Genomic DNA, 25,181 nt, shown 5'->3' on the forward strand with positions numbered 1-25,181 from the left:
CCATCCGCTATCCATCCGAACGCTCAATGCACCATCTGGTTCATGTCGATGATGGGCATCATGATGGCCAGCACGATCAACAGCACCATGCCGCCCATCACCAGGATCAGCAGCGGCTCCATCAGCGTGGTGAAGGTGGCCAGCTTGCGCTCCACCTCTTGCTCCTGCTGCTGGGCGGCGCGGTCCAGCATGTGGGACAGCGTGCCGCTGGCCTCGCCGCTGGAAATCAGGTGGATCAATACCGGCGGAAACTGGCGGGTAGCGTTCAGCGCGCGCGACAGCGACACGCCCTCGCGCACCTTGGCCATCGCGTCGGCCACCGCGTCCTGCATCGGCAGCATGGTCATCAGGCCGCGCGCGGTTTCCAGCGCGGTCAGCAGCGGCACGCCGGAACCCACCAGGATGGACAAGGTGCTGGCCATCCGCGCGGTATTCAGCGCGCGGAACAGCCGGCCGAACACCGGCAGCTTCAGCACCCGGGCGTGGAAACGCCGCTTCAGCGACGGCGCGCGCAAGGCGCGGATAATCAAAACCGCCGCCGCGACGATGGAAATCAGCAGCGCGACGCCCCACTGGCGCAGGAAATCGCTGCAGGCCACCAGCGCGCGGGTCAGGAAGGGCAAGGTCTGCTTGGTCTGGGCGAACACACTGACCACCTGCGGCACCACATAGCTCATCAGGCCGGCCACCACCAGGATGGCGACCAGCGTCACCACCGCCGGGTAGGCCAGCGCCAGCGTCACCTTCTGCTGGGTGTTCTGCCGTTTGTCCAGGTATTCCGCCAGCCGCGACATCACCATGTCCAGGTGCCCGGACTGCTCCCCGGCCTGCACCAGCGAACGGTACAGCGGCGAGAACACCCCGGGCGCCGACGACAGCGCCTGGGCGAAGCCCTTGCCCTCCAGGATGTCGCTGCGCAGCGCCGCCAGCACGGTGCGGCTGCGGGCGTTTTCCGATTGCTCGGTGACGGCGGTCAGCGCCTTCTCCAGCGTCAGGCCGGCGTTGAGCAGCGTCGACAGCTGCTCGGTGATCATCACCAGCTCGGCGCGCGGCAGGCCGCGGCGCAGCACATTGCTGCCGGCGCCGCCGGTCTTGGCGTTGACGCTGTCCACCGTCACCGGCAGCAGGCCGCGCTCCCTGAGCTGCCCGCGCGCGGCGCGGGCGGAATCGGCCTCCAACAGGCCGCTCTGCTCCTTGCCCGCCGCGTCGTAGGCGGTGTACTTGAAGGCCGCCATCAGCTCCTCGTCACCCGCAGGATTTCTTCCAGGCTGGTCTCGCCGGCCTTGACCCAGCGCATGCCGTCGTCGCGCAGGCTGCGCATGCCGTGGCGGCTGGCATGGTCGCGCAGCCGGTGCTCGGAGGCGCGGTCGTGGATCAGCCGCTGCATGGTGTCGTCGATCAGCAGCAGCTCATAGATGCCGTAACGGCCCTTGTAGCCGGACTGGCCGCAGGCCGGGCAACCGACCGGACGGTAATGCACCGTCTCCGGCGCGTCGTCCAGCGGCACCGGATGCGGGGCCTTGCATTGCGGGCAGACGCGCCGCACCAGCCGCTGCGCCATCACGCCCAGCAAGCTGGAGGCCAGCAGGAAGGGCTCGACGCCCATGTCGGTGAGGCGGGTCACCGCGCTGGCGGCGTCGTTGGTGTGCAGCGTGGCCAGCACCAGGTGGCCGGTCAACGAGGCCTGCACCGCGATCTGCGCGGTTTCCAGGTCGCGGATCTCGCCTATCATCACCACGTCCGGGTCCTGGCGCAGGATCGCGCGCAGCGCCTTGGCGAAAGTCATGTCGATGCGGGCGTTGACCTGAGTCTGGCCGACGCCGTCCAGATGGTACTCCACCGGGTCTTCCACCGTCATGATGTTGGTGTGGGCCGAATCCAGCCGCGACAGCGCCGCGTACAGCGTGGTGGTCTTGCCGGAGCCGGTGGGGCCGGTGACCAGCAGGATGCCGTGCGGCTGGCGGATCAGGGTGTCCACCGAGGCCAGCGTGTCGGCGGCCATGCCCAGCGTGGCCAGGTCCAGCTTGGCGTTTTCCTTGTCCAAGAGACGCAGCACCACCCGCTCGCCGTGGCTGGTCGGCAGCGTCGACACCCGCACGTCCACCGGCCGGCCGCCCAGACGCAGCGAGATGCGGCCGTCTTGCGGGATGCGCTTCTCGGCGATGTCGAGGTTGGCCATGATCTTGATCCGCGACACCATCGCCGCGTGCAGCGCGCGATGCGGGCTGACCACGTCGCGCAGCGTGCCGTCCAGGCGGAAGCGCACGGTGGAGCGGTCCTCGAAGGCCTCGATGTGGATGTCGGACGCGCCGTCGCGCAGCGCCTGGGTCAGCAAGGCGTTGATCATGCGGATGATGGGCGCGTCGCCCTCGCTTTCCAGCAGGTCCTCCACCGTCGGCAAGGACTCGACCATCTGGTTCAGGTCCATGTCCTGGCCGATGTCGTCCACCATCTCCGCCGCCGCGCCGTCGCGGCTGGCGTAGTGCTCGGACAGGCGCTTCTCGAACTGGGAGGCCGTCAGCGTCTCCACGCCCGACAGCTCGCCGCCATGCACCCGCAGCGCCTCGGCCCAGGCCGCCGGCTTGGCGTCCTCGCGCAGCAGCAGCACCCGGCCGACTTCGCCGTCCAGCAGGATGACCCCGTTGGCGCGGGCGAAGGGAAAGGGCAGCAGCGTCGCGAACTTGGCTTGCATCATTGCTTGGCCTTGGCGTTGTCTTCCGACTTGTTCAGCGTATCCAGCGCGTTCAACGCGCCGTGGATGCTGCCGGCCGCCGGCGCCTTCAGTTGATCGTTCAGGCTCAGCGGCAGCTTGCGTCCGGCATTCCGCGTCGCGTCGTCCATCACGTAGCCGTAGCGCTCGCCGGCCACCGCGCGGTTGCCGATCTCGTCGCGGATGATGGTGGGGCGGATGAAGATCATCAGGTTGGTCTTCTTGCGCTCCTTGCCCTGATACTTGAACAGATTGCCGATGACCGGGATGTCGCCCAGCAGCGGCACCTTGTCCTCGGCGTTGCTCGTGGTTTCCTGGGTCAGGCCGCCCAGCGCCACCAGGCCGCCGTCGCCGACCGTCACCACCGTGTCCAGCGTGCGGCGGTTGAAGGTGGGGCCCGCCGCCGCGTTCAGCGTGGTGGCGTCGATGGAGTCGGCCGCCTGGCTGATCTTCATGCGGATGGTGCCGCCCTCGGAGATCTGCGGCGTGATCTTCAGGCCGAAGCCCACCGTCTTGCGGTCATAAGTATTGTAAGGCGCGTTGGAGGTGCCGCTGGAACCCGCCGGATAAGAGGCGCTGAGCACCCCTATCTCCTGGCCGATCACGATCTTGGCCTCCTCGTTGTCCATCGTCACCAGTTGCGGGCTGGCCACCAGATTGCCTTGCGCCTCCTGCTCCAAAGCCTGGGCCAGCAGGCCCAGCGTCGGGATCTGCACGCCGCCCACGGTGATGGTGTTGATGATGGCGGCGGTCAGGCCGCCGCCGGTCAGGCTGTTGACCAGGCCCGACAACGGCGAGGTCGGCGTCGCGCCGCCGCCACCCGTCACCAGAGGCTGAGACGGGCTGGGCAGGCTGTTGCCGATCAGGCCGTTGCCATGCACATTCGCCGCCCACTGCACGCCGATCTTGGTGGTCCGGCTGGCAGTCACTTCCATCACCAGCGCTTCGACGTAAACCTGGGCCCGGCGCTTGTCCAGCAGGTCGATCACATTGCGCAGGTTCTGGTACATCGGGTCCGGCACATTGAGGATCAACGCGTTGCTGTTGCTGTCGGCCTGGATCATCGTGCCGATGCCGGCGCCGGACGGCGCGGAAGACGAGGACGAGGAGGCCGCCGCGGCCGCCCCGGCGTCCGGCGAGGACACCGGATTCTGGGCCGAAGCGCCGCTGCCGCTGCCGGCACCGGTGGAGGAAGGCATCAGGCTCGCGCTGCCCCCGGTAGACGTTGCGGTATTGATCGTGCTGCGCGTCTGCACCGGACTGCCCTCGCTGGCCAGCAGCAGGCGCAACGTCTTGGCCACCTCGGACGCCTGGGCGTTCTTCAGGTACACCACCCGGACGTTGGAGCCGGCCTGGCTGGGCTGGTCCAGCACCTTGAGCAGGCTCTTGACCTTGCCGATCTTGCCCGGGGTATCAGCGCGCACCATCAGCACATTGGCGCGCGCGTCGGCCAGGATGGTGGTCTTGCCGCCGTCGGCGCCGCCTTCCTGCATCAGCTTGTTCAGCGAATTGGCCAACTCCACCGCGGAGCCGAACAGCACCGGAATCACCACGGTGTCGCCCGCCGCCGCCGACTCCACCGACTCGATGATGGATTCGATGCGCTGGATGTTGTCGGCGTAATCGGTGACGATCAGCGCGTTGGATTGCGGATAGGCCGCCACCGTGTTGTTGGGCGACACCAGCGGCCGTATCACCGGCACCAGCTGGTTGGCGTTGCTGTTTTTCAGCGCGAATACCTTGGTGATCAGCCGGTCGCCGTCGCCGCGCGGAATGCCCTTGCTCGCCTTGGCGTGCAGCTTGGCGTCCGCCTCCGGCACGATCTTGATCACGCCGTTGCCCTCCACCGCGGAAAATCCCTGCAGGCGCAGCGACGACAGCAGCACCTGGTAGGACAGCGCGCGCGGCACCGGCCGGCTGGAAACGATGTTGACGGTGCCCTTGACGCGCGGATCGATGATGAAGTTCTTGCCGCTGATCTCGCCTATCGCCTTGACCACGGTTTCGATGTCGGCGTTGACGAAGTTGAGCATGACCGTATCGTTTTGCGGCGCGGCGAGCAGATTGCAACTGTAAACCAGGGCCAGGGCGGCGACGAGCTTGGAAATTCGCATTGCACTCTCTTATTGGCGAATCATCGCGGCAGGGTCCACCGCGGGTTGAGGCTGGGCATCGGGTACGGCGTTCTGGCCCGGGATCGGAATGGGGACGGCGCCGGGCATGGGCTGGGCCGGCTGCATCGCGGGAGGCTGCGACGGCGCGGATTGCGGCATGTCGCCGCCGCCTCCGCCGCTCTGCCGCTGTAGCGGAACGAACTGCTCGTTGCCGCCGGAGCGCAGGGTGACGCCGTTGGGCGCGACCTTGACCAGCTCCCAGCCGTCAGGCGTCTGCTTGCCCTGCAACAGCGGCTCGGGGTGGCCGTTGCTGTCGATGATGGCGAAGCCCTGCACGCCGTCGCGGCTGGGCGCGTACACGCCCAACAGCCGGACCGGCGGCAAAGCCGCCACCGGCTGCTGCGGCGCCTCGCCGAACCAATGCCCCTGCGCGGCCGCGGCCGCGGCGGCCTGCGGCTGGGCCGGAGCCAGATCGCGGTAGCCGGGCGCGGAAGGCGCCAGCAGCGCGCTTAACTGCTGGCCCAGCCAGAACGCGGCCAGTCCCAGCGCCGCGGCGGGCAGGGCCTTGTGCCACTGCCGGCCCGGCAGCCGCCAGCGGCTGAAGTCCAGCTTGCGGCGCATGATTGTCTTGTCCCCTGAAACCATCGGCCTTCCGTATCGTAAATTTGCTGAGCGACTATCACAGCAGGCACGCTAGATTAAGCAGCAAGAGCACGATTTTGCAATAGGCCGCCTGAATATTTGATGACAGATAAAAATTTAGTCATCGTTAATATTTACGTCAGACTCGCATGCCGCTTGATTCCCAACGCATCCGAACAAGAAATTTACATCGGCAAAAAGCAAACTTTCGGCATTTTCGCATAAAAAAACGCCGCGGCGTCCGCATATCGAACCGGGTCGGTCAAAACTGGCTGTCATCCAGCGCCAGCGCGCTGTCGGCGCCGTTCAGGATCGCCGCCGCCAGGCCGGAAACCTGCGGCAACAGGTGCTCGGCGAAGAAGCGCGCGGTGACGATCTTGGCGTTCAGGAAATCGCTGTCCGCATCGGCGTCCTGCAGCTTTTCCTTGGCGATCAGCGCGGCGCGGCCCAACTGCCAGGCGCCCAGCACGATGCCCATCAGCTTCAGGAACGGCACAGAGCCCGCCGCCGCCAGTTGCGGCTGGGCGCCGAAGGTTTCCAGGATGAAGGCGACGCAGCGCTCGGCGTCGGCGATCGCTGCTGAAAGGTTGCCCGCGGCGGAATCGAACCCCGCCGCCTGCAGCTTGTTCGCCGTCGATTGAGCCTCGGCCAGCAGCGCGCGGGCTGCGACGCCGTGATCCATCGCCGTCTTGCGGCCGATCAGGTCCAGCGCCTGGATGCCGGTGGTGCCTTCATAGATGGCGGTGATGCGGGCGTCGCGATAATACTGGGCGACGCCGGTCTCCTCGATGTAGCCCATGCCGCCATGCACCTGGATGGCCAGGCTGGTGATCTCGTTGGCCTGCTCGGTGTTCCAGCCCTTGACGATGGGAATCAGGAAATTCAGCAGCGCCTGGTTGCGGGCGGCCTCGTCGGCCACCGGATGGCGCGCGGCGCGGTCCAGCGCGGCGGCGGCGTAGAAAGTCAGCGCGCGCTGCGCTTCGATCTGGGCGCGCATCGTCATCAGCATGCGGCGCACGTCCGGGTGCCGGATGATGGCCACGCCGGCCGGGTCGGGCGAGCCGACCGCCCTGCTCTGTACCCGATCGCGCGCGTACTCCACCGCCTTCTGGTAAGCGCGCTCGGACACCGCCACGCCTTCGATGCCCACGCCCAGGCGGGCGTGGTTCATCATGGTGAACATGTAGTTCAGGCCCTTGTTCGGCTCGCCGACCAGGTAGCCGACCGCACCGTCGTTGTCGCCGAAGCTCATCACCGCGGTCGGGCTGCCGTGGATGCCCAGCTTGTGCTCCAGCGACACGCAGCGCACGTCGTTGCGCGCGCCAAGCGAGCCGTCGGCGTTCACCAGGAACTTGGGCACGATGAACAGCGAGATGCCCTTCACCCCGGCCGGCGCGTCCGGCAGACGGGCCAGCACCAGGTGGACGATGTTCTCGGCCATGTCGTGCTCGCCCCAGGTGATGAAGATCTTCTGGCCGCTGACGCGGTAGCTGCCGTCGGCGGCCGGCGCGGCCTTGGTGCGCACCTGGGCCAGGTCGGAGCCTGCCTGCGGCTCGGTCAGGTTCATGGTGCCGGTCCACTGGCCGCTGGCCATCATCGGCAGATAGACGCTCTTCAGCTCATCGGAGGCGTGATGGTGGATGGCCTCCACCGCGCCCAGCGTCAGCAGCGGCGCCAGCGAGAACGCCAGGTTGGACGAACACCACATTTCCTCCACCGCCGCCGCCACCAGCGCCGGCATGCCCTGGCCGCCATATTCCTCCGGCGCGCGCAGGCCCACCCAGCCGGACTCGACATACTGTTGCCAGGCGTCCTTGAAGCCCGGCGCGGCGGTCACTTCGCCGTCCTTCCACTTGGCGCCCTGGTCGCCCTGCTTGTTGATCGGCGCCAGCACGCCCTCGGCGAACTTGGCGCCCTCCTCCAGCACCGCGTCGGTGAGCTCCACCGAGCACTCGCCATAGCCCGGCAGCCCGCAGATCGCCGCCAGGTCGGCCAGCTCGTTCAATGCAAATCGGATGTCTTTGATTGGGGCGTGATAAATCATCGCGCTTCTCCTCTGCTTCTCTCGCGTCGGCCCGCGCCGCGGGCCATAAAAAAAACCGGCGCTCCCTGATTGGGCGCCGGCTGCTGTTGTTGGTTCCGGCGGCTATGCTGCCTGCTCGGTCGGGGGCGCTTGCGGCCGCGCCCCCGGCTGCCGCTTACTTCGACAGTTCGGCGATCAGTTCCGGCACCACGGCGAACAGGTCGCCGACGATGCCGTAGTCGGCCACCTGGAAGATCGGGGCCTCTTCGTCCTTGTTGATCGCGACGATCACCTTGGAATCCTTCATGCCCGCCAGGTGCTGGATCGCGCCGGAGATGCCGACCGCGAAGTACAGCTGCGGCGCCACCACCTTGCCGGTCTGGCCGACCTGGTAGTCGTTCGGCGCGTAGCCGGCGTCCACCGCGGCGCGCGAGGCGCCGACGGCGGCGGACAGCTTGTCGGCCAGCGGGCCGATCACCGCCTTGAACTGCTCTTCCGAACCCAGCGCGCGGCCGCCGGACACGATGACCTTGGCCGAGCCCAGTTCCGGACGGTCGGACTTGGTCAGCTCCTGGCCGACGAAGGCGGACAGCTGGCTGTCGGCGCCGGCGGCGATGGTTTCCACCGCGGCCGAACCGCCCTGGCCCGCCGCGTCGAAGGCGGTGGTGCGCACGGTGATCACCTTGATGGCGTCGTCCGACTGCACGGTGGCCAGCACGTTGCCGGCGTAGACCGGGCGCACGAAGGTGTCGGCGGATTCGATGGCGACGATTTCGGAAATCTGGGCGACGTCCAGCAATGCGGCGACGCGCGGCAGCAGGTTCTTGCCGAAGGACGAAGCCGGGGCCAGCACGTGGCTATAGCCCTTGGCCAGGCCGACGATCAGCGCGGACAGGCTTTCGGCCAGGCCGTGCGCGTAGTGGGCGGCGTCGGCCAGCAGCACCTTGGCCACGCCGGCCACGCTCTTGGCGGCGTCGGCCGCGGCGGCGGCGTTGTGGCCGGCCACCAGCACATGCACCTCGCCCAGCTTGGCCGCGGCGGTGATGGTGTTCAGGGTGCCTGCCTTCAGGCTCTGGTTGTCGTGTTCAGCGATAACGAGAATAGCCATGTCTTACAGCACCTTTGCTTCGTTCTTGAGTTTGGCGACCAGTTCGGCGGCGTTGGCCACCTTGATGCCGGCGGAACGCTTGGCCGGTTCAGCCACTTTCAGCGTTTTCAGGCGCGGCGCGGCGTCGACGCCCAGCTCGGCCGGCGTGGTCTTGTCCAGCGGCTTCTTCTTGGCGGCCATGATGTTGGGCAGCTTGATGAAGCGCGGCTCGTTCAGGCGCAGGTCGGCGGTGACCACGGCCGGCAGGCGCAGCTTGACGGTCTCCAGGCCGCCGTCGATCTCGCGGATCACGTCCACGGTCTCGGCCGCCAGGTCCACCTTGGAGGCGAACGTGCCCTGGGACCAGCCCAGCAGCGCGGAAGTCATCTGGCCGGTCTGGTTGGCGTCGTCATCGATCGCCTGCTTGCCCAGGATCACAAGCTGCGGCTGTTCCTTGTCGGCGACGGCCTTCAGCAGCTTGGCCACGGCCAGCGGCTGCAGCTCGACGTCGGTTTCCACCAGAATGGCGCGGTCGGCGCCCATCGCCAGCGCGGTGCGCAGCGTTTCCTCGCACTGCTTGACGCCCATGGACACGGCGACGATCTCGCTCACCTTGCCGGCTTCCTTCAGACGCACCGCCTCTTCCACGGCGATCTCGTCGAAGGGATTCATCGACATCTTGACGTTGGCGATATCAACGTCGCTGCCGTCGGCTTTGACGCGGACTTTCACGTTGTAATCGACAACGCGTTTCACTGCGACTAGAACTTTCATATTCCTCCAGCAAACTTCTGTGGGTTAATCGAACGCGGAAGGCAACGACGGCCAGCAGAGCCTGATTATGCCCCAAGCAAAATTCAAACGAGCGTTTGGTTTGTACGCGCCGGCGCGGCGCGTGGTGAAAATGCAACTAGGCGTCGATAGTACGTCATTTCCCTGCGGTTTGCATTTCAGGCCAAAGCTGTCACAATGCACTGCAACATTTCCCCGTCATAAATCTCGCAGGGAGTTGTCATGACCGTCTATTTCGAGGATCTGGCGGTCGGCGCCAGCGCCGAAACCGGCAAAACCATCACCGAGGCCGACGTATTGCTGTTCTCCGCTGTCAGCGGCGACAACAATCCCGTGCATCTGGACCAGACCTACGCCGCCGCCACGCCTTTCGAGACCCGCATCGCCCACGGCATGCTGACCGCCAGCCTGATCTCGGGCGTGATCGGCACCCGCCTGCCCGGCTACGGCACCATTTACCTGTCGCAGTCCACCCGCTTCAAGGCGCCGGTGCGCATCGGCGAAACCGTCACCACCCGCGTCACCGTCGAAGAGCTGATCCCGGAAAAGAAACGGGTGCGGCTCTCCACCCAATGCCGCGTCGGCGACAAGGTGGTGCTGGAAGGGGAATCGCTGGTGATCGCGCCGTCCCGCAATTGAAATCAACAGGACTGGCCGTGCCGGGCCAGCGCCCAGCGCACCGGCTCGGCCACCAGTTCGTCCGGAAAGTCCAGCCGCCTGCGCAGCGCGGCCACCACCTCCGGCGTGGTCGGCGCGTTGCCCAGGCCCACCGCCAGATTGGACAGCCACTTGTGATAGCCGATGCGGTAGATCGGGCTGCCCGCCATCCGCTCGCGGAACTCGTCCGCGCTCCAGTCGAACAGTTCTACCAGACTGGCGCCATCCAGACCATGACGCACCGCAAAATCAGCTTCCGCTGTTAAAACGCCGAAGCGGTTCCATGGACAGAACAGCTGGCAATCGTCGCAGCCGTACACCCGGTTGCCGATCAAGGGCCGCAACGGCTCCGGAATCGGCCCCTTCAATTCGATGGTGAGATAGGAAATGCAGCGGCGCGCATCCACCGTGTAGGGTTCGATGATGGCGCCGGTGGGACAGACGTCCAGACAGCGCGTGCAGCGGCCGCAATGGCCGTCTTCGGCCTCGTCCGGCGGCAGCGGCAGGTCGGTCAGGATCTCGCCGAGGAAAAACAGCGAGCCCTGGCGCTTGGTCAGCAGCAGCGTGTGCTTGCCGCGCCAGCCCAGGCCGGCCTGCGACGCCAGCGCCACCTCGGCCAGCGGCGCGCTGTCGGTGAACACCCGGTAGCCGAACGATCCGACCGCGCCCTCGATGCGCTCGGCCAGTTTCTGCAATCGGTTGCGCAGCACCTTGTGATAGTCGCGCCCCAGCGCGTAACGCGACAGGTAGGCGCGCGACGGGTCCGCCAGCACCTGCTCGGCCGGCTCGCCCCCCGGCCAGTAGTTCATCCGCAGCGAAATCACCGACAGCGTGCCGGGCACCAGTTCGGCCGGCCGCACGCGCATCGCGCCATGCCGGGCCATATAGTCCATCTCGCCGTGATGGCCGGCAGCCAGCCAGGCTTCCAGCCGTTGTTCCGCCTCAGGCGGCAGCGCCGCGCGCGTGACGCGGGCGTCGGCGAAACCGGCTTCGCGCGCCCAGGCTTTGATTTGGCGCGACAATTCGGGATAATCCGGTTTTTGAGGAGGATTCTCAGTCATGGCGATGGATGATACCAGCGTTCAAAGCGGCGGCCTGCCCGACGAGCGCGCGACCCTGGCGCTGGGCGCAGCCTTCGCCGCCGCCGCGGCGCCCGGCCTGACCGTCCACCTGCTGGGCGATCTGGGCGCGGGCAAGACCACCTTCACCCGCGGCCTGCTGGCGGCGCTGGGCCACCGCGGCAAGGTGAAAAGTCCCACCTACACCCTGGTGGAAAGCTACGCCTTACCTGAATATAGTGTCCATCACTTCGACCTGTACCGCTTCGCCGATCCCGAGGAATGGAACGACGCCGGCTTCAGCGAATATTTCGGCCAGGACAGCCTATGCTTGGTGGAATGGCCGGACAAGGCCCGCGGCCTCGCGCCCGCGCCCGACATCGTGCTGGAACTTGCCGTCGACGGAGATGGTCGCACCTATCACTTTCAAGCCCTGAGCCAAACCGGACAGTCATGCCTGATTCGACTTTCGACCCAAAACGCCGCACGCTGCTAGGCGCAGCGGCCGCCACCTTTCTGATCGCCGTCAGCCGAAAAGGCTGGGCGGCCGGCAGCCAGATCGTCGCCTTGCGCATCTGGCCGTCGTCCACTTACACCCGCATCACGCTGGAGTCCAGCGCCGCCATTCAATACAAGCAGTTCACGCTGGCCAATCCGAACCGGCTGGTGATCGATCTGCAAGGCGTGCAGCTGAACGGCGTGCTGAAGGACATCAGCGGCCAGATCGCTGCCGCCGATCCTTATATCCGCACCGCCCGCGCCGGCCAGTTCGACCCGGACACCGTGCGCTTGGTGCTGGACCTGAAGACCGACGTCAAACCGCAGGCCTTCACGCTGGCGCCGGTCGCCGAATACCAGCACCGACTGGTGGTGGACCTGTATCCGGCCAGCGGCCAGCAAGACGATCCGCTGCTGGCGCTGCTGCAGGACTACAACAAGGGCAAGATGGAGCAGCCGCCAGCGCAGATCAAACCCAAGTCCAAGAACACCGACCGCCCCATCGTCGTGATGCTCGACCCCGGCCACGGCGGCGAAGACCCGGGCGCCATCGGCCTGCAGGGCAATCGCGAGAAGGACGTGGTGCTGAAGATAGGCCACCAGTTGAAGCAGCTGATCGACGCCGAGCCCAATATGCGGGCCTACATGACGCGCAGCGACGACGTGTTCATCCCGCTGGGCGTGCGCGTGGCCAAAGCGCGCAAGCTGAACGCCGACCTGTTCGTCTCCATTCACGCCGACGCCGCGCCCAACCGCGCCGCGCGCGGCTCCTCGGTGTTCGCGCTGTCCGAGAAAGGCGCCACCAGCGCCTTCGCCAAGGCGCTGGCGCAGACCGAGAACAATTCCGACCTGGTCGGCGGCGTCAAGATCGGCAGCAAGGACAAGTATCTGGCGCACACGCTGCTGGATCTGACCCAGACCGCCACCATCAACGACAGCCTGAAGCTGGGCAAAACCGTGCTGGGCCAGCTGGGCGGCTTGAACAAGCTGCACAAGAACGCGGTGGAGCAAGCGGGCTTCGCCGTGCTGAAAGCGCCGGACATTCCGTCCATCCTGGTGGAAACCGCCTTCATCTCCAATCCGGAAGAAGAGCAGCGTCTGATCACCGCTGAATTCCAGCAGCAAATGGCCAACGCCATCTTCAGCGGCGTCAAGCGCTACTTCGCCTCCGGCGCCGCGCTGGCCGCGCGCGCCTGAACGGCCGCCCGCCAAAACAAAACCGCCGGGCTGCTTGGCCTGGCGGTTTTTCGTTTGCCTGCGCGCTTCAATGCGTCGACGGCATTTCCCCTGGCGGGGAGTCCTCCTCCGCCGGCATCCGGTAGGTTTCGCTGGCCCACTGTCCCAGGTCGATCAGGCGGCAGCGTTCGCTGCAGAACGGGCGGTAACGGCTCTGCGGCTCCCAGCGCACTTCGGCTTTGCAGGTGGGACAGGCGACGATGCGTACGGATTCGGACATGATGCTCAAAACTTGCAATTGGTCAGTTGGAACTCGACATCCTGCTCGGTCTGCCGCGGCCGGGTCTCGCCGGTCACCGCGTTGACGAAGCGGATGTTGAGCGCGTACTTGTTGGCGGACAGCTCGGGCAGCAGCTCCAGATTGTCGTCGTAGGCGACCTGGATCAGCTGCACCACCTTGCCGCCGGACATCTGCTGGAACGCGCCCTTGCGCGCCACATAATGATAGGTCTTGCCGCTGTCGCGCAGCAGGTGCAGCAGGATTTCGGCGGCGTCGGCGGTGGGCATCAGCGGCGCGGCCCAGCGACGCAGATCCTGGCGCCGCACCTCGGCCGAACGCTGCTGCCACAGATGATAAGACGGCAAGTCGAACTGGCAGGTGCCGCCGGGAATGCCGGCGCGCTGCTTGATCGCCATCAGCCACTCGTTCTCGCGCAGGTTCTGGCCGAACTTGCCGGTCAGCGCCAGCAGCTGCGACGACGCGCGCTCGATCTCCTCCAGCACGCCTTCCAGCGTTTCCTCCGCCACATTGGGATTGTCGCGCAACGCCTCCAACATTTGCTTCTGCCGCTCCAGCTCCTGCAGCAGATCGGCCTTCAGGTCGGCGCGGGACGCCGTCTCCATCAGCTCGAACAACACCTGCAGCGCGGCGTGATGATCATGCGGGTGATCCTTGCCGATAAAGTAGGCCAGCCGCCCGTACAAATACTCCAGGCGGAGCAGAATACGGGTGCGCTCGGTGACAGGAAATTCGAAACTGATCACGGCAGATCTGCCCTTCTCCACGGCTTGCAGCAAGCCTTATAACAATGCTTTGACAAGATTTGCCAGATAATAACTGTGTTTGGCATCAACTTGAAGCCTCAATTCTGCCAAGCTGCCGCTATTGTCGATGACATCGTCGGCGCGGCTCAGCCTCTGCTCGCGCGGCAGTTGCGCGGCCATGATCGCACGCACCGCCTCCGCGCTCAATCCGCTTCGCCGCATCACCCGCTCCACCTGGACCTCTTCGCGGCAATCCACCGCCAGCGTCCGCGCCAACAAAGGCAAATAACGGTTGCTTTCAAACAGCAGCGGCACCACCAACACCGCGTAGTCTCCGGACGCCGCCGCCAGCTGGCGCAAGCTTTCCGCGTGGATGGCCGGATGCAGGATGGCCTCCAGCCTGTGCCGCTCCTCCGGGTCCGCGAACACCCGGGCCCGCATCGCCGCGCGATCCAGCGAGCCATCGCCGGCCAGCGCCGACGAGCCAAACGCATTCTCGATCGCGGCCATCGCCGCGCCGCCGGGCCCGGTCAGTTGATGGGCGATGCTGTCGGTGTCCACCACCGGCACGCCCAGTTCGGCGAAGCGATCCGCCGCCGCGCTCTTGCCGGAGCCTATGCCCCCGGTCAATCCCACTACCGGGATAGCCATGCCAAATATCCATTCATGATCTGCGGTCCCCATACCAGCGCGATCCAGCCGGCCGCCGCCAAATAGGGGCCAAAGGGAATCTGCTGCCCGCCCCGCACTTTGGCAGCCGCCATCAGCGCGACGCCGAACAACGCGCCCACCAACGACGACAACAAAATGATCAGCGGCAACATGCTCCAGCCCAGCCACGCGCCCAGCGCCGCCAGCAACTTGAAATCGCCGTAGCCGAAACCTTCCTTGCCGGTCAGCAGCCGGAATCCGTGAAACACCAGCCACAGCGACAGATAACCGAACACCGCGCCCCATACCGCGTCGCTCAGCGGGACGTGTCCGGTCTGCAAATTGAACAGCAGGCCACCCCACAGCAACGGCAAGGTCAGGCAGTCCGGCAACAGCTTGGTGTCGAAATCGATGAAGGCCAAGGCCAGCAGACAAGCCGTCAACGCCAAAGCGCCGGCCAGCGGCCAGCCCCAGCCCAGCCTCCAGGCCAGAAAGCCGAACAATGCGCCGCACAGCAGCTCCACCAGCGGGTAGCGCCAGGCGATGCCCGCGTCGCATTGGCCGCAACGGCCGCGCAACAGCAGAAAACTCAACAACGGGACATTGTGCCAGGGCCGCACCGGGGCAAGGCAAGCCGGGCAATGCGAGGCGGGCCGCCACAAATTGTAGCCCCTTCTATCTTCCAGCTCACTCCGGGCCTGCTGGGCGGCCAGCCGCAACGCGGGAGAGACGCCGTCTTCTGCAAGGTATTCGACGCTATCCGCCAAAAACTCCCGCTCCAGCATCTTGGGCAGGCGATGGATCACTACGTTCAGAAAACTGCCCACCATCAAGCCCAACAATAGCGCCGCGCCTGTCAACCAGGCAGGATGGGTGGCCAACAACCATGTCATGTCGTCCAGCATCAACCCACCACCTGGCCCATCTTGAAAATCGGCATGTACATCGCGATCACCAACCCGCCTATCAATATGCCCAGTATCACCATGATCGCCGGCTCCAGCAGACTGGACAACGCGGCCACCGCATTATCCACTTCTTCCTCGTAAAAGTCGGCCACCTTGTCCAGCATCTGGTCCAGCGAGCCAGACTCTTCGCCGATCGAGGTCATCTGTAGCACCATGTTGGGAAACAGGTCGGTGCGCTGCATCGAATAACTGAGGCTGGAACCGGTGTTGACATCCGCCTGGATGCGCCGCGTCGCCTCGGCGTAAACCTGGTTGCCGGCAGCCCCGCCGACGGAATCCAGCGCCTCCACCAGCGGCACGCCGGCGGAGAACAGCGTCGACAACGTGCGCGCCCAGCGCGCGATGGTGGCCTTGCGTATGATGTCGCCGATCACCGGCAGCCGCAGCAGGATGCGGTCCATCTGCTCTTGCATGCTGGGCGTGCGCTTGAAGGCGTAGAAAAAGGCGAAAATCGCGCCGAACAGCGTGCCGAAGATCAGCCACCAGAAATGGACGAACTGATCGGACAGCCAGATCACGAACAGCGTCGGCGCCGGCAGGTTGGCGCCGAAGCTGGAAAACAGGTCCTTGAACGCCGGGATCACGTAAATCATGATCACCGCGGTGATGATGAAGGCGGTGCCGACGATGGCCGATGGATAGATCATCGCCGATTTGATCTTGGACTTGATGGCCATCACCTTTTCCTTGTAGGTGGCCAGTTTGTCCAGCAGCGAGTCCAGCACGCCGCCCGCCTCGCCGGCGGCGATGATGTTGCAAAACAGCTTGTCGAAATACAAAGGGCGCTTGCGGAACGACTCCGCCAGCGACAGGCCGGTTTCGACATCCGCCCTCACCTCCAGCAGCATCCGCGTCACCGCCGGATTGCTGTGCCCCTTGGCGGCGATGTCGAACGCCTGCAGCAACGGCACGCCAGCCCGCATCATCGTCGACAGCTGGCGGGTGAACAGCGTGATGTCCTTCTCGGTGATGCGCTTGCCGAAGCCGCTGCGGCGACGACGGATCTTGGCGACGTTGATGCCCTGCCGCCGCAACTGGGTCTTGGCGACAGTCTCGGACTCTGCGCGCAGTTCGCCCCGTATCATCTTGCCGGACTTGTCCTTGCCTTCCCATTCCCAGATGTAGCCTGGATTCGCCTTCTTGGCCGCCGTGGTCGCCATCGCCCCATTTCCTCTAATCAGCGCCGTGGGTCGCCGTTCAATCGTTGGTCACCGCTTCGACCTCGGCCAGCGAGGTCATGCCGGCCATCACTTTCAGCAGGCCGGCGCGGCGCAGATCGACCATGCCCTCCTCTCTGGCCAGATCGGAGATGTCCACCGCGGTGCCGTTCTTCATGATCAGCCGCATCATCGCATCGCTGATCGGCATGACTTCGAAAATCCCAACTCGCCCCCTGTAGCCGGTGTTTCGGCACTCCTCGCAACCAACCGGCCCATAAGGACGCCAGCCGCCGGCCAAGTCCTCCTTCACGAAACCCGCGCGCAGCAGTGCTTCCTCAGGAATCTCCACAGGCTGCTTGCAATGGCTGCATAGCTTGCGCGCCAAGCGTTGCGCCATGATCAACAGCACCGAACTGGCGATATTGAACGGCGCCACGCCCATGTTCAGCATCCGCGTCAAGGTGGACGGCGCGTCGTTGGTATGCAGCGTCGAGAACACCATGTGGCCGGTCTGCGCGGCCTTGATCGCGATGTCGGCGGTCTCGAAATCGCGGATTTCGCCCACCATGATCACGTCAGGATCCTGCCGCAGAAAGGCCTTCAACGCCGAGGCGAAGGTCAACCCCGCCTTTTCGTTGACGTTGACTTGGTTGATGCCGGGCAGGTTGATTTCCACCGGATCTTCCGCAGTGGAGATATTGGTGTCCGGCTTGTTCAAAATGTTCAGACAAGTGTAAAGCGATACGGTCTTGCCGCTGCCGGTGGGGCCGGTCACCAGGACCATGCCGTACGGACGGGCGATCGCTCTCAGCAGATGCGCTTTTTGCTCCGGCTCGAAGCCCAGCTGGTCGATATCCAGCGAGGCCGCGGACGAATCCAGGATACGCATTACGATCTTTTCGCCGTACAACGTGGGCAGCGTGCTGACGCGGAAATCTATCGCCCGCGTCTTGGAAATCACCAGCTTCAGCCGGCCATCCTGAGGCAGCCGCTTTTCCGAAATGTCCAGCCGGGAAATCACCTTGATGCGCGAGGCTATCTTTTCCTTCAGCAGCAAGGGCGGCTGCGCCACCTCCTTCAATACGCCATCCACCCGGTAGCGGATGCGGTAGTACTTCTCGTATGGCTCGAAGTGGATGTCGGAAGCGCCGAGGCCTATCGCATCCAGCAACATCTTGTGGATGAACTTCACCACCGGCGCGTCATCGACCTCAGTCTGCGGACCATTGTCGAGCTGGGCGTCCGGATCCGCGAACTCCAGATCGCCGAAATCTTCGCTCTCCAGCTCTTTCAGCGCCGAGGTCGAATTGTCCTGATATCGCCCGATCAGCTTGGACAGCTTGTCCTCCTCCACCACCACCACTTCGACCGTCAGGCCGGTCTTGAAAGTGATCGCATGGTAGGCGGAGGTTTGGGTGGGATCGGAAGTGCCGATGTAAAGCTTGTTGCCGCGCTTGAGCAGCGGCAGCAGCCGGCGGCTGGCGATCACTTCGTCATCCACCAGCCCTTTGGGTAGCTGGTCGGTATCCAGCGAAGCCAGATCCAGCAGCGGGTAGCCGAAGACCCGGGATGAAAACATCGCGATGTCGCGCGCGGCCATCTTCTTGCTCTGGATCAGCTGCTCGACAAAACTGAGATGGGAAGTGACCGCCTGTTTTGAAATGGCGTCCGCATCCTGCTGCAACAGCATATTGTGCTGGACCAGGGCCCTGCCCAGGCCGGAAATCCCTGCGGTAGCTTCCATAAGCGAAATCGATCCGGTTCGGACCTTGCGGTCGTGATCAGGTATAGGCTGTGACGGTATTATATGCGAATCGCACCGGCAAATCCCTGTCCATCAAGTTCTCCTGCGGACTGGACAAAAAAAGGGCTGCCGATGCAGCCCTTTTTCAGAGGGAATGAATACCGTTTGTTAGAAGCGATGGATCAGACCCAGACCGAAGGAGCTTTCGCTAGTCAAGTTATTAGCCTTCCAGTTCACGTGACCATAAGAGGTGTAAACATCGGTGCGCTTGGACAGCGCGTAGTCCAGACCCAGCACAAACTGGTCATAACCAGATTTGGACACCGTATTGCCGCCGACGCTGAGGTCATACCCCTTGGCGTAACTCAGGTACGGAGTAAACGCGCCAAAGGTATAACCGCCAGTCAAAGCCAGTTCCTTGGTCTTGACCGACTGAGTGGCATCAAGGGATGCGCCACTGGCATTCAACGCATTGACGTTATACAACACCCCCGTAGAGTCCGAATACTTTCCGGCTACTCCGCCTACATAACCGCGAACTTGCTGATAACCAAACGCGGCATAAATATTGTTGGCATTGTAACCAGCTTCCAAACGATGCCAATCCTTCAAGCCAGCGCCCACTTTGTTGGAATCGCCCTGATTGACGAAGCTGTATTTGGCAAAGTAGCCGGAGTTCTCGTAGCTCAAACCAATGTTGATCAGTTGGTTGTTGGTACGACTGCCAGAACCGTCGGTTGCAATCTTTCTGGCTTCGTCAACCCCCCACAATGCCATATAGCTGAAGCCATACCAGTTCGGGCTGTCATAACGAATGGAGTTGCTCACGCGACCATCCAAACGGGTGAACATGCCAAGGCCGCCTACACTCTGATCGCTGTAATAGCCAGGATCCACCTGCTCCATATCCAGATTCGGATAGTTGGACAGTCGTCCCAAGCGGACTTGGCCCCAGCCATCACCAGCCAAACCTACGAAAGTATCCCGTGTACTGAACACATCACCAGCTCCAGAACCATCCACGTGAATACGATTCTCAACCTGCCAAATCGCCTTCAGACCATTTCCCAGATCCTCATTGCCCTTGAAACCCAGGCGCGAGGTCCAGTCATTGATCTCGGAGCTGCCTTGCGGCTTGCCGTTGGCATCCTTGCTCAGAGTGGAGCTGTAGGTTTTGTTGTATTCGTAACCGCCACGGATCTGACCGTAGATGGTCACGTCGGCCAAGGCCGCCGCAGGCAGGGCAGCCAACGCCAAGGCGATGAGCTTCTTGTTCATTGCAAATCCTTTCAAGTCAGTTGATTTTGTCCTGTGGGCTTCCCGGCGAAACCGTTTGCCTGGACATTTATGTGCCGACGGTATGTTCCGTCGATCGCTGTAGCCAATATAAGACTGGCGTTGCAAAAAAACAAAGACAGCCCCGTCATGACAGGTAAAAATCAACAAAAAAACAACAGAACAATGCTATCTACTTGTTTACAAAATACTTGCCACAAGCCACGCGGCATCAAGAAGACGCGCAAAAACAACAAAACCGTCACATTGTTGCCAATCAGCAACAGAGGACCCTCCGCACCAATCAAGTCGGCAAATTAAAAAAATCCGTGGAAATGAAAAACCGCCATCCGAAACAGCATGGCGGTTTAAATGCGGCGCCGGACCTCGCCGGCAGGCGCTTACTTGGCTGCGGGCTTGGCCGCGGCCGGCTTCGCGTTCGCGGCGGCAGGCTTGGCGGCCGGGGCGGCGCCGCCTACCGTGACTTCCTTGCGCAGGCTTTCCAGCGTCTTGTCGCCGATGCCGGAGACCTTCTTCAGATCGTCAACCGTCTTGAACGGGCCGTTTTTGGTCCGGTAATCGACAATGGCCTTGGCCTTGGCCGGACCAATGCCCTTCAAGGCCTCCAGTTGCTGCGGCGTCGCGGTGTTCAGATTGACGGCGGCCCAGGCGAGATTGCACAGCAACAGCAAACCGGCAAAGACAGCGAACAGCTTCTTCATGGCGAGCTCCTAATGAAAGTGCAGTCGTGAAATGTATTGGTATGCGTCAGCGCGAGGCGAACGGACTCACCCGCGCTGCAGGATCAATTCTAAAACCACCTTGCTGCCCACGTATGCCAGCATCAATGACAGGAAACCGGCCAGCGCCCAGCGTATCGCCACCTTGCCGCGCCAGCCCTTGAGGCGGCGCCCCACCAGCAGGCCGGCGAAGATCAGCCACGAGATCACGCCGAACACCGTCTTGTGGGTCAGCGCGGCGGCCTGGCCAAACACTTCCTCAGAGAACAGCACGCCGGTCAGCAGCGTCAGCGTCAGCAGCAGGAAGCCGACAGCGATCACCTGGAACATCATCTTTTCCAGCGTCAGCAGCGGCGGCAGCTGCTTGGCCAGCATCGACACCCGCCGGTGGTGCAGCGCGCGCTCCAGGATCAGCATCAGCACCGCGATCAACGCGCCGATTGCGAACAGGCTGTAAGCCAGCATGGACACCAGGATGTGCATCACGAAGGCGGGATTGGACAGGTCGCTGACCATGTGCCGCCCCGGAAAGGCGATGGCGAAGGCCAGCGCGGCCATGGCCAGCGGCATCATGAACAGCTGCAGGCCCTCCACCTTGTAGAAGAAGCTGCAGGTCCAGTAAATCAGCAGCATGATCCACACCACCACGCTCAGCGCGTGGCCGACGCCAAGCGACAGGCCGCCGCTGGCGCTCAGCGGCACCACCACGACGAAGGCCTGCACCAGCAGCAGCAGCCCCAGCAGGCTGTGCTCCAGCCTGGGATTGCGCGGCCAGCGCGCCGCGCCTTTCCAGTTGGCCAGGTAATGCCAGGTGAAGGCCCCGTAGGACAGGATCAGGAGCAGGGACAGAACGAGCAGTAGGCTGGTCATATTAGGGTATGTGATCAAATCCGGGCGCGGCCCGGGCGGCTCGTGGTAAAATCGATGGATTTGAAAGTCTACACCAAGCTGCCGTTCGTTGGCAGAGAGTAAGGACAGCACCATGCTAGACAACTTGACCAGCCGCCTGTCCGGCGTGATGAAAACCCTGCGCGGCAACGCGCGGCTGACCGAATCCAACATCCAGGACGCGATGCGCGAAGTGCGCATGGCGCTCCTGGAAGCCGACGTGGCGCTGCCCGTCATCAAGACCTTCATCGCCCAGGTGAAGGAGCGCGCGCTGGGCCAGGACGTGATGGGCAGCCTGACCCCGGGCCAGGCGCTGGTGGGGGTGGTGAACGAAGAGCTCGTCAAGCTGATGGGCGAGAAGAACGACGAGCTCGACCTGGCCGCCGTGCCGCCCGCCATCGTGCTGATGGCCGGCCTGCAGGGCGCGGGCAAGACCACCACTGTCGGCAAGCTGGCCAAAAGGCTGAAGGAAACCCAGAAAAAGAAGGTGCTAGTGGTATCCGCCGACGTCTACCGTCCGGCCGCCATCGAGCAGCTGAAGCTGCTGGCCTCGCAAGTCGGCGTCGAATGGTTCCCGTCCGAGGCGTCGCAAAAGCCGGTGGACATCGCCCGCGCCGCGATCGACCACGCCCGCCGCCATTTCTTCGACGTGCTGCTGGTGGACACCGCCGGCCGCCTCGCCATCGACGAAGCGATGATGGACGAGATCAAGGCGCTGCACGCCGCGATCAACCCGGTGGAAACGCTGTTCGTCGTCGACGCGATGCAGGGCCAGGACGCGGTCAACACCGCCAAGGCCTTCAACGAGGCGCTGCCGCTGACCGGCGTGGTGCTCACCAAGATGGACGGCGATTCGCGCGGCGGCGCGGCGCTGTCAGTGCGCCACGTCACCGGCAAGCCGATCAAGTTCATCGGCGTCGGCGAGAAGGTCACCGGCATCGAGCCCTTCCATCCTGACCGCATCGCCAGCCGCATCCTGGGCATGGGCGACGTGCTGTCCCTGATCGAGGAAGTCCAGAAGGGCATCGATCAGAAGGAAGCCGAGGCGATGGCCAAGAAGTTGAAGTCCGGCAAGGGCTTCGACCTGGAGGACTTCAAGGCCCAGATGCAGCAGATGAAGAAGATGGGCGGCATGGCCAACCTGCTGGAAAAGATGCCGGGCCAGCTGGGCGAGATGGCCAAGGGCGTCCAGGGCGCCGAGGCCGAGAAATCGATGCGCCGCGTCGAAGGCATCATCAACTCGATGACCATGGAAGAGCGCCGCAAGCCCGAACTGCTCAAGGCCAGCCGCAAGCGCCGCATCGCCGCCGGCTCCGGCGTCACGGTGCAGGAGGTGAACCGCCTGCTGAACCAGTTCGAGCAGATGCAGAAGATGATGAAGCAGTTCTCGTCCAAGGGCGGGATGATGAAGATGATGCGAGGCATGAAGGGCATGATGCCCGGCATGTAAGCAAAAACAAACGGGCGCCAGTCGCCCGTTTCTTTTGAGATAAAGACATGTTGTTCGACGTCGCGGTGCTGACAGACAGCCGCCTGCTGGAACACAAGCCTGAGGATTGGTACAGCCGCCAGGTGCATCATGAGGATGGCTTGGTGCTGGACGCGCTGCGCGACGCCGGCCTGAAGGTTTGCCGCCTCGCCTGGGACGACGCCGGTTTCGACTGGCGCCAGGCCCGCTCGCTGCTGTTCCGCACTACCTGGGACTATTTCGAGCGCTTCGGCGAATTCTCGCCCTGGCTGTCGCGCGTGTCGCGGCAGTGCCGGCTGTTCAACGCCGCCGAGCTGATCCGCTGGAATCTGGACAAGCGCTACCTCGTCGAACTGCAAAATAAGGGCGTGGCCGTGGTGCCCACCCTCTACATTGAAAAAGGCGAGCGGCGCCCCCTGGCGCAACTGGCCGGCGCCAGCGGCTGGAATGAGCTGATCCTCAAGCCGGCGGTGTCCGGCAACGCGCGCCACACCTACCGTTTCGACGCCGGCGACGGCCAGCGCCTGGAGTGCGCGTTCGGCGATTTGGTCGAGCGCGAAGCGATGCTGTTGCAGCCCTTCCAGCGCCAGGTGCTGGAACAAGGCGAGCTGTCGCTGATGGTGGTGGACGGCCGCTACAGCCACGCGATACGCAAGACGCCCAAGCCCGGCGACTTCCGCGTCCAGGACGACCACGGCGGCAGCGTGCATCCGCACCAGGCCAGCGCCGAGGAGATCGCCTTCGCCGAAGCCGCCGTGCGCGCGGTGCCGTTCGACGTGCTGTACGCGCGCGTCGACCTGGTCCGCGACGGACAAGGCCGCCTCGCCGTCATGGAGCTGGAAATGATAGAACCCGAGCTGTTCTTCCGCTTCCGCCCCGAAGCGGCCGGCCTATTGGCCGCCGGCCTCAGGCGCAGGCTGGCGGACAGCGCGGCCTGAAACGAATCTGTACTAGCAACCCGCCGCAGTTTGGCAAACCACGTTTGGAAATACTCAGCATGAATCTGACTACGTTGACCGCCCTCTCCCCGCTGGATGGCCGCTACGCCGCCCAAGTGGAAGGCCTGCGCAACCTGTTCTCCGAATTCGGCTTGATGAAGTGCCGCGTCAAGGTGGAACTGGAATGGCTGAAGATGCTGGCCGCCGAGCCGGGCATCGAAGAGGTCAAGCCGTTCTCCGACGCCACCATCCGCGAGATCGACGACGTGATCGCCAACTTCAGCGTCGAGCACGGCGAAGAGGTGAAGGCGATCGAAGTGCGCACCAACCACGACGTCAAGGCGATCGAGTACTGGCTGAAGGAGCGCCTGTCGGGCAATCCTGAAGTGATGGCCGCCAGCGAGTTCATCCACTTCGCCTGCACCTCCGAGGACATCAACAACCTCAGCCACGCGCTGATGCTGAAGACCGCGCGCAACACCGTGCTGCTGCCGATGCTGGACGAGGTGATCCACAAGCTGCAGAAGCTGTCCCACGAACTGGCCGACGTGCCGATGATGTGCCGCACCCACGGCCAGCCGGCCACGCCGTCGACGATGGGCAAGGAACTGGCCAACGCCGTCTACCGCCTGAAGCGCCAGCGCGAGCAGCTGGTGCACCAGGAAATCCTGGGCAAGATCAACGGCGCGGTCGGCAACTACAACGCCCACCTGGCCGCCTATCCCGACATCGACTGGGAAAGCCTGTGCGGCCGCTTCGTCACCGGCCTCGGCATCACCTTCAATCCGTACACCATCCAGATCGAGCCTCACGATTACATGGCCGAGCTGTACCAGGTGGCGATGCGCGTCAACACCATCCTGATCGACCTGAACCGCGACATCTGGGGCTACATCTCGCTGGGCTACTTCAAGCAGAAGGTGAAGAAGGACGAAGTGGGCAGCTCCACCATGCCGCACAAGGTCAACCCGATCGACTTCGAGAACTCCGAAGGCAACCTGGGCATGGCCAACGCCATCATGGGCCACCTGGCGGAAAAGCTGCCGATCTCACGCTGGCAGCGCGACCTGACCGACTCCACCGTGCTGCGCAATATGGGCGTCGGCTTCGGCTACACCATCCTGGGCCTGAAGTCCTGCCTGAAGGGGCTGAACAAGCTGGAGATCAACCCGGCCCTGATCGCCTCCGAGCTGGACGCAGCCTGGGAGCTGCTGGCCGAGCCGGTGCAGACCGTGATGCGCCGCTACGGCATCGCCAATCCGTACGAGCAGCTGAAAGAGCTGACCCGCGGCAAGGGCGGCATCACCCGCGAAACGCTGCACGCCTTCATCAAGAGCCTGGAGCTGCCGGACGCGGTCAAGGCCAGCCTGCTGGAGCTGACCCCGTCCAACTACCTGGGCAAGGCCGAGGAACTGGCGCGCCGCATCTGACCGCCATCCACGCCGCATCCCTCCGCGCCGCCCCCCCAGGCGGCGTTTTTCTTTCCGCCCGCCGTCCACGCCCCGCCATTGCGGCAAGTTAGCCGCACCTTGCCTTTCCCCCGCCATC

Annotated in this window: 23 protein-coding genes; 6 read left to right on the forward strand and 17 right to left on the reverse strand. The window is 64.1% G+C overall.

Annotation, left to right across the window (positions count from 1 at the left end; all coding sequences use genetic code 11):
* Positions 1-23: 23 nt before the first annotated feature.
* The 7 genes from gspF to ACY3GB_RS09850 all read right to left on the reverse strand — a co-directional run bounded on the left by gspF (position 24) and on the right by ACY3GB_RS09850 (position 9,350).
* On the reverse strand, positions 24-1,235 hold the full coding sequence (gene gspF, locus ACY3GB_RS09820) for a type II secretion system inner membrane protein GspF (protein ID WP_463088558.1): 1,212 nt from the start codon (positions 1,233-1,235) through the stop codon (positions 24-26).
* Complete coding sequence (gene gspE / locus ACY3GB_RS09825) at positions 1,235-2,695, reverse strand: type II secretion system ATPase GspE (protein WP_463088559.1); 1,461 nt, start codon at positions 2,693-2,695, stop codon at positions 1,235-1,237. Before gspE ends, gspF begins: the two co-directional genes overlap by 1 nt.
* Complete coding sequence (gspD, locus tag ACY3GB_RS09830; RefSeq protein ID WP_463088560.1) at positions 2,692-4,824, reverse strand: type II secretion system secretin GspD; 2,133 nt, start codon at positions 4,822-4,824, stop codon at positions 2,692-2,694. The genes gspE and gspD overlap by 4 nt, the downstream gene beginning before the upstream one ends.
* A 9-nt stretch (positions 4,825-4,833) precedes the next feature.
* Positions 4,834-5,445: a type II secretion system protein N gene (locus ACY3GB_RS09835; protein WP_463088561.1), complete on the reverse strand. Its 612-nt coding sequence runs from the start codon at positions 5,443-5,445 to the stop codon at positions 4,834-4,836.
* Positions 5,446-5,728: 283 nt separating this feature from the next.
* Positions 5,729-7,510 (reverse strand): acyl-CoA dehydrogenase, encoded by a 1,782-nt coding sequence (locus ACY3GB_RS09840; RefSeq protein ID WP_463088562.1) that lies wholly within the window; start codon positions 7,508-7,510, stop codon positions 5,729-5,731.
* 154 nt (positions 7,511-7,664) lie between these two features.
* Entirely contained in the window at positions 7,665-8,597 is a 933-nt protein-coding gene (locus ACY3GB_RS09845) for an electron transfer flavoprotein subunit alpha/FixB family protein (protein ID WP_463088563.1), read from the reverse strand.
* Between the two features lie 3 nt (positions 8,598-8,600).
* Positions 8,601-9,350 (reverse strand): electron transfer flavoprotein subunit beta/FixA family protein, encoded by a 750-nt coding sequence (locus ACY3GB_RS09850; RefSeq protein ID WP_043612593.1) that lies wholly within the window; start codon positions 9,348-9,350, stop codon positions 8,601-8,603.
* 240 nt (positions 9,351-9,590) lie between these two features.
* On the opposite strand from ACY3GB_RS09850, the gene ACY3GB_RS09855 reads away from it, so the two are divergent.
* Positions 9,591-10,007, forward strand: coding sequence for a MaoC family dehydratase (locus ACY3GB_RS09855; protein WP_463088564.1), 417 nt, complete (start codon positions 9,591-9,593; stop codon positions 10,005-10,007).
* 2 nt (positions 10,008-10,009) lie between these two features.
* Here the strand turns inward: ACY3GB_RS09855 and queG are convergent, their stop codons facing one another.
* On the reverse strand, positions 10,010-11,047 hold the full coding sequence (gene queG / locus ACY3GB_RS09860; protein WP_463088565.1) for a tRNA epoxyqueuosine(34) reductase QueG: 1,038 nt from the start codon (positions 11,045-11,047) through the stop codon (positions 10,010-10,012).
* A gap of 37 nt (positions 11,048-11,084) precedes the next feature.
* Here queG and tsaE point away from each other — a divergent pair, with 37 nt between their 5' ends.
* Both tsaE and ACY3GB_RS09870 read left to right on the forward strand, forming a co-directional pair.
* Entirely contained in the window at positions 11,085-11,579 is a 495-nt protein-coding gene (gene tsaE / locus ACY3GB_RS09865) for a tRNA (adenosine(37)-N6)-threonylcarbamoyltransferase complex ATPase subunit type 1 TsaE (RefSeq protein ID WP_210425956.1), read from the forward strand.
* Positions 11,537-12,778: an N-acetylmuramoyl-L-alanine amidase gene (locus ACY3GB_RS09870; protein ID WP_463088566.1), complete on the forward strand. Its 1,242-nt coding sequence runs from the start codon at positions 11,537-11,539 to the stop codon at positions 12,776-12,778. The genes tsaE and ACY3GB_RS09870 overlap by 43 nt, the downstream gene beginning before the upstream one ends.
* A 67-nt stretch (positions 12,779-12,845) precedes the next feature.
* Here the strand turns inward: ACY3GB_RS09870 and yacG are convergent, their stop codons facing one another.
* The 9 genes from yacG to ACY3GB_RS09915 form a co-directional block, all read right to left on the reverse strand.
* On the reverse strand, positions 12,846-13,037 hold the full coding sequence (gene yacG, locus ACY3GB_RS09875) for a DNA gyrase inhibitor YacG (RefSeq protein ID WP_168227892.1): 192 nt from the start codon (positions 13,035-13,037) through the stop codon (positions 12,846-12,848).
* 5 nt (positions 13,038-13,042) lie between these two features.
* Positions 13,043-13,801 carry a cell division protein ZapD gene (gene zapD / locus ACY3GB_RS09880; RefSeq protein ID WP_031297029.1) on the reverse strand — a complete coding sequence of 253 codons (759 nt, stop codon included), beginning with the start codon at positions 13,799-13,801 and terminating at the stop codon, positions 13,043-13,045.
* A gap of 36 nt (positions 13,802-13,837) precedes the next feature.
* Positions 13,838-14,452, reverse strand: a complete 615-nt coding sequence (coaE, locus tag ACY3GB_RS09885; RefSeq protein ID WP_463088567.1) for a dephospho-CoA kinase — start codon at positions 14,450-14,452, stop codon at positions 13,838-13,840.
* Positions 14,437-15,345 (reverse strand): prepilin peptidase, encoded by a 909-nt coding sequence (locus tag ACY3GB_RS09890; protein ID WP_463088568.1) that lies wholly within the window; start codon positions 15,343-15,345, stop codon positions 14,437-14,439. Before ACY3GB_RS09890 ends, coaE begins: the two co-directional genes overlap by 16 nt.
* A gap of 11 nt (positions 15,346-15,356) precedes the next feature.
* A complete protein-coding gene (locus tag ACY3GB_RS09895) occupies positions 15,357-16,580 on the reverse strand; it encodes a type II secretion system F family protein (protein ID WP_463088569.1) in 1,224 nt (407 codons plus the stop codon).
* Positions 16,581-16,617: 37 nt separating this feature from the next.
* On the reverse strand, positions 16,618-18,324 hold the full coding sequence (pilB, locus tag ACY3GB_RS09900; protein ID WP_463088570.1) for a type IV-A pilus assembly ATPase PilB: 1,707 nt from the start codon (positions 18,322-18,324) through the stop codon (positions 16,618-16,620).
* A gap of 168 nt (positions 18,325-18,492) precedes the next feature.
* On the reverse strand, positions 18,493-19,602 hold the full coding sequence (locus ACY3GB_RS09905; RefSeq protein WP_463088571.1) for a porin: 1,110 nt from the start codon (positions 19,600-19,602) through the stop codon (positions 18,493-18,495).
* A gap of 398 nt (positions 19,603-20,000) precedes the next feature.
* Complete coding sequence (locus ACY3GB_RS09910; RefSeq protein WP_021479149.1) at positions 20,001-20,321, reverse strand: ComEA family DNA-binding protein; 321 nt, start codon at positions 20,319-20,321, stop codon at positions 20,001-20,003.
* A gap of 66 nt (positions 20,322-20,387) precedes the next feature.
* Complete coding sequence (locus ACY3GB_RS09915; RefSeq protein ID WP_463088572.1) at positions 20,388-21,209, reverse strand: cytochrome C assembly family protein; 822 nt, start codon at positions 21,207-21,209, stop codon at positions 20,388-20,390.
* A 112-nt stretch (positions 21,210-21,321) separates the two neighbouring features.
* On the opposite strand from ACY3GB_RS09915, the gene ffh reads away from it, so the two are divergent.
* Genes ffh through purB form a run of 3 tightly spaced genes read left to right on the forward strand, consistent with a single transcriptional unit; the run spans position 21,322 to position 25,063 of the window.
* Positions 21,322-22,677, forward strand: coding sequence for a signal recognition particle protein (gene ffh / locus ACY3GB_RS09920; RefSeq protein WP_463088573.1), 1,356 nt, complete (start codon positions 21,322-21,324; stop codon positions 22,675-22,677).
* 47 nt (positions 22,678-22,724) lie between these two features.
* Positions 22,725-23,633, forward strand: coding sequence for an ATP-grasp domain-containing protein (locus tag ACY3GB_RS09925; RefSeq protein WP_463088574.1), 909 nt, complete (start codon positions 22,725-22,727; stop codon positions 23,631-23,633).
* 59 nt (positions 23,634-23,692) lie between these two features.
* Positions 23,693-25,063, forward strand: coding sequence for an adenylosuccinate lyase (purB, locus tag ACY3GB_RS09930; protein ID WP_463088575.1), 1,371 nt, complete (start codon positions 23,693-23,695; stop codon positions 25,061-25,063).
* Positions 25,064-25,181 lie beyond the last annotated feature (118 nt).

It is taken from the genome of Chromobacterium sp. Ag138 (genome assembly GCF_055181315.1).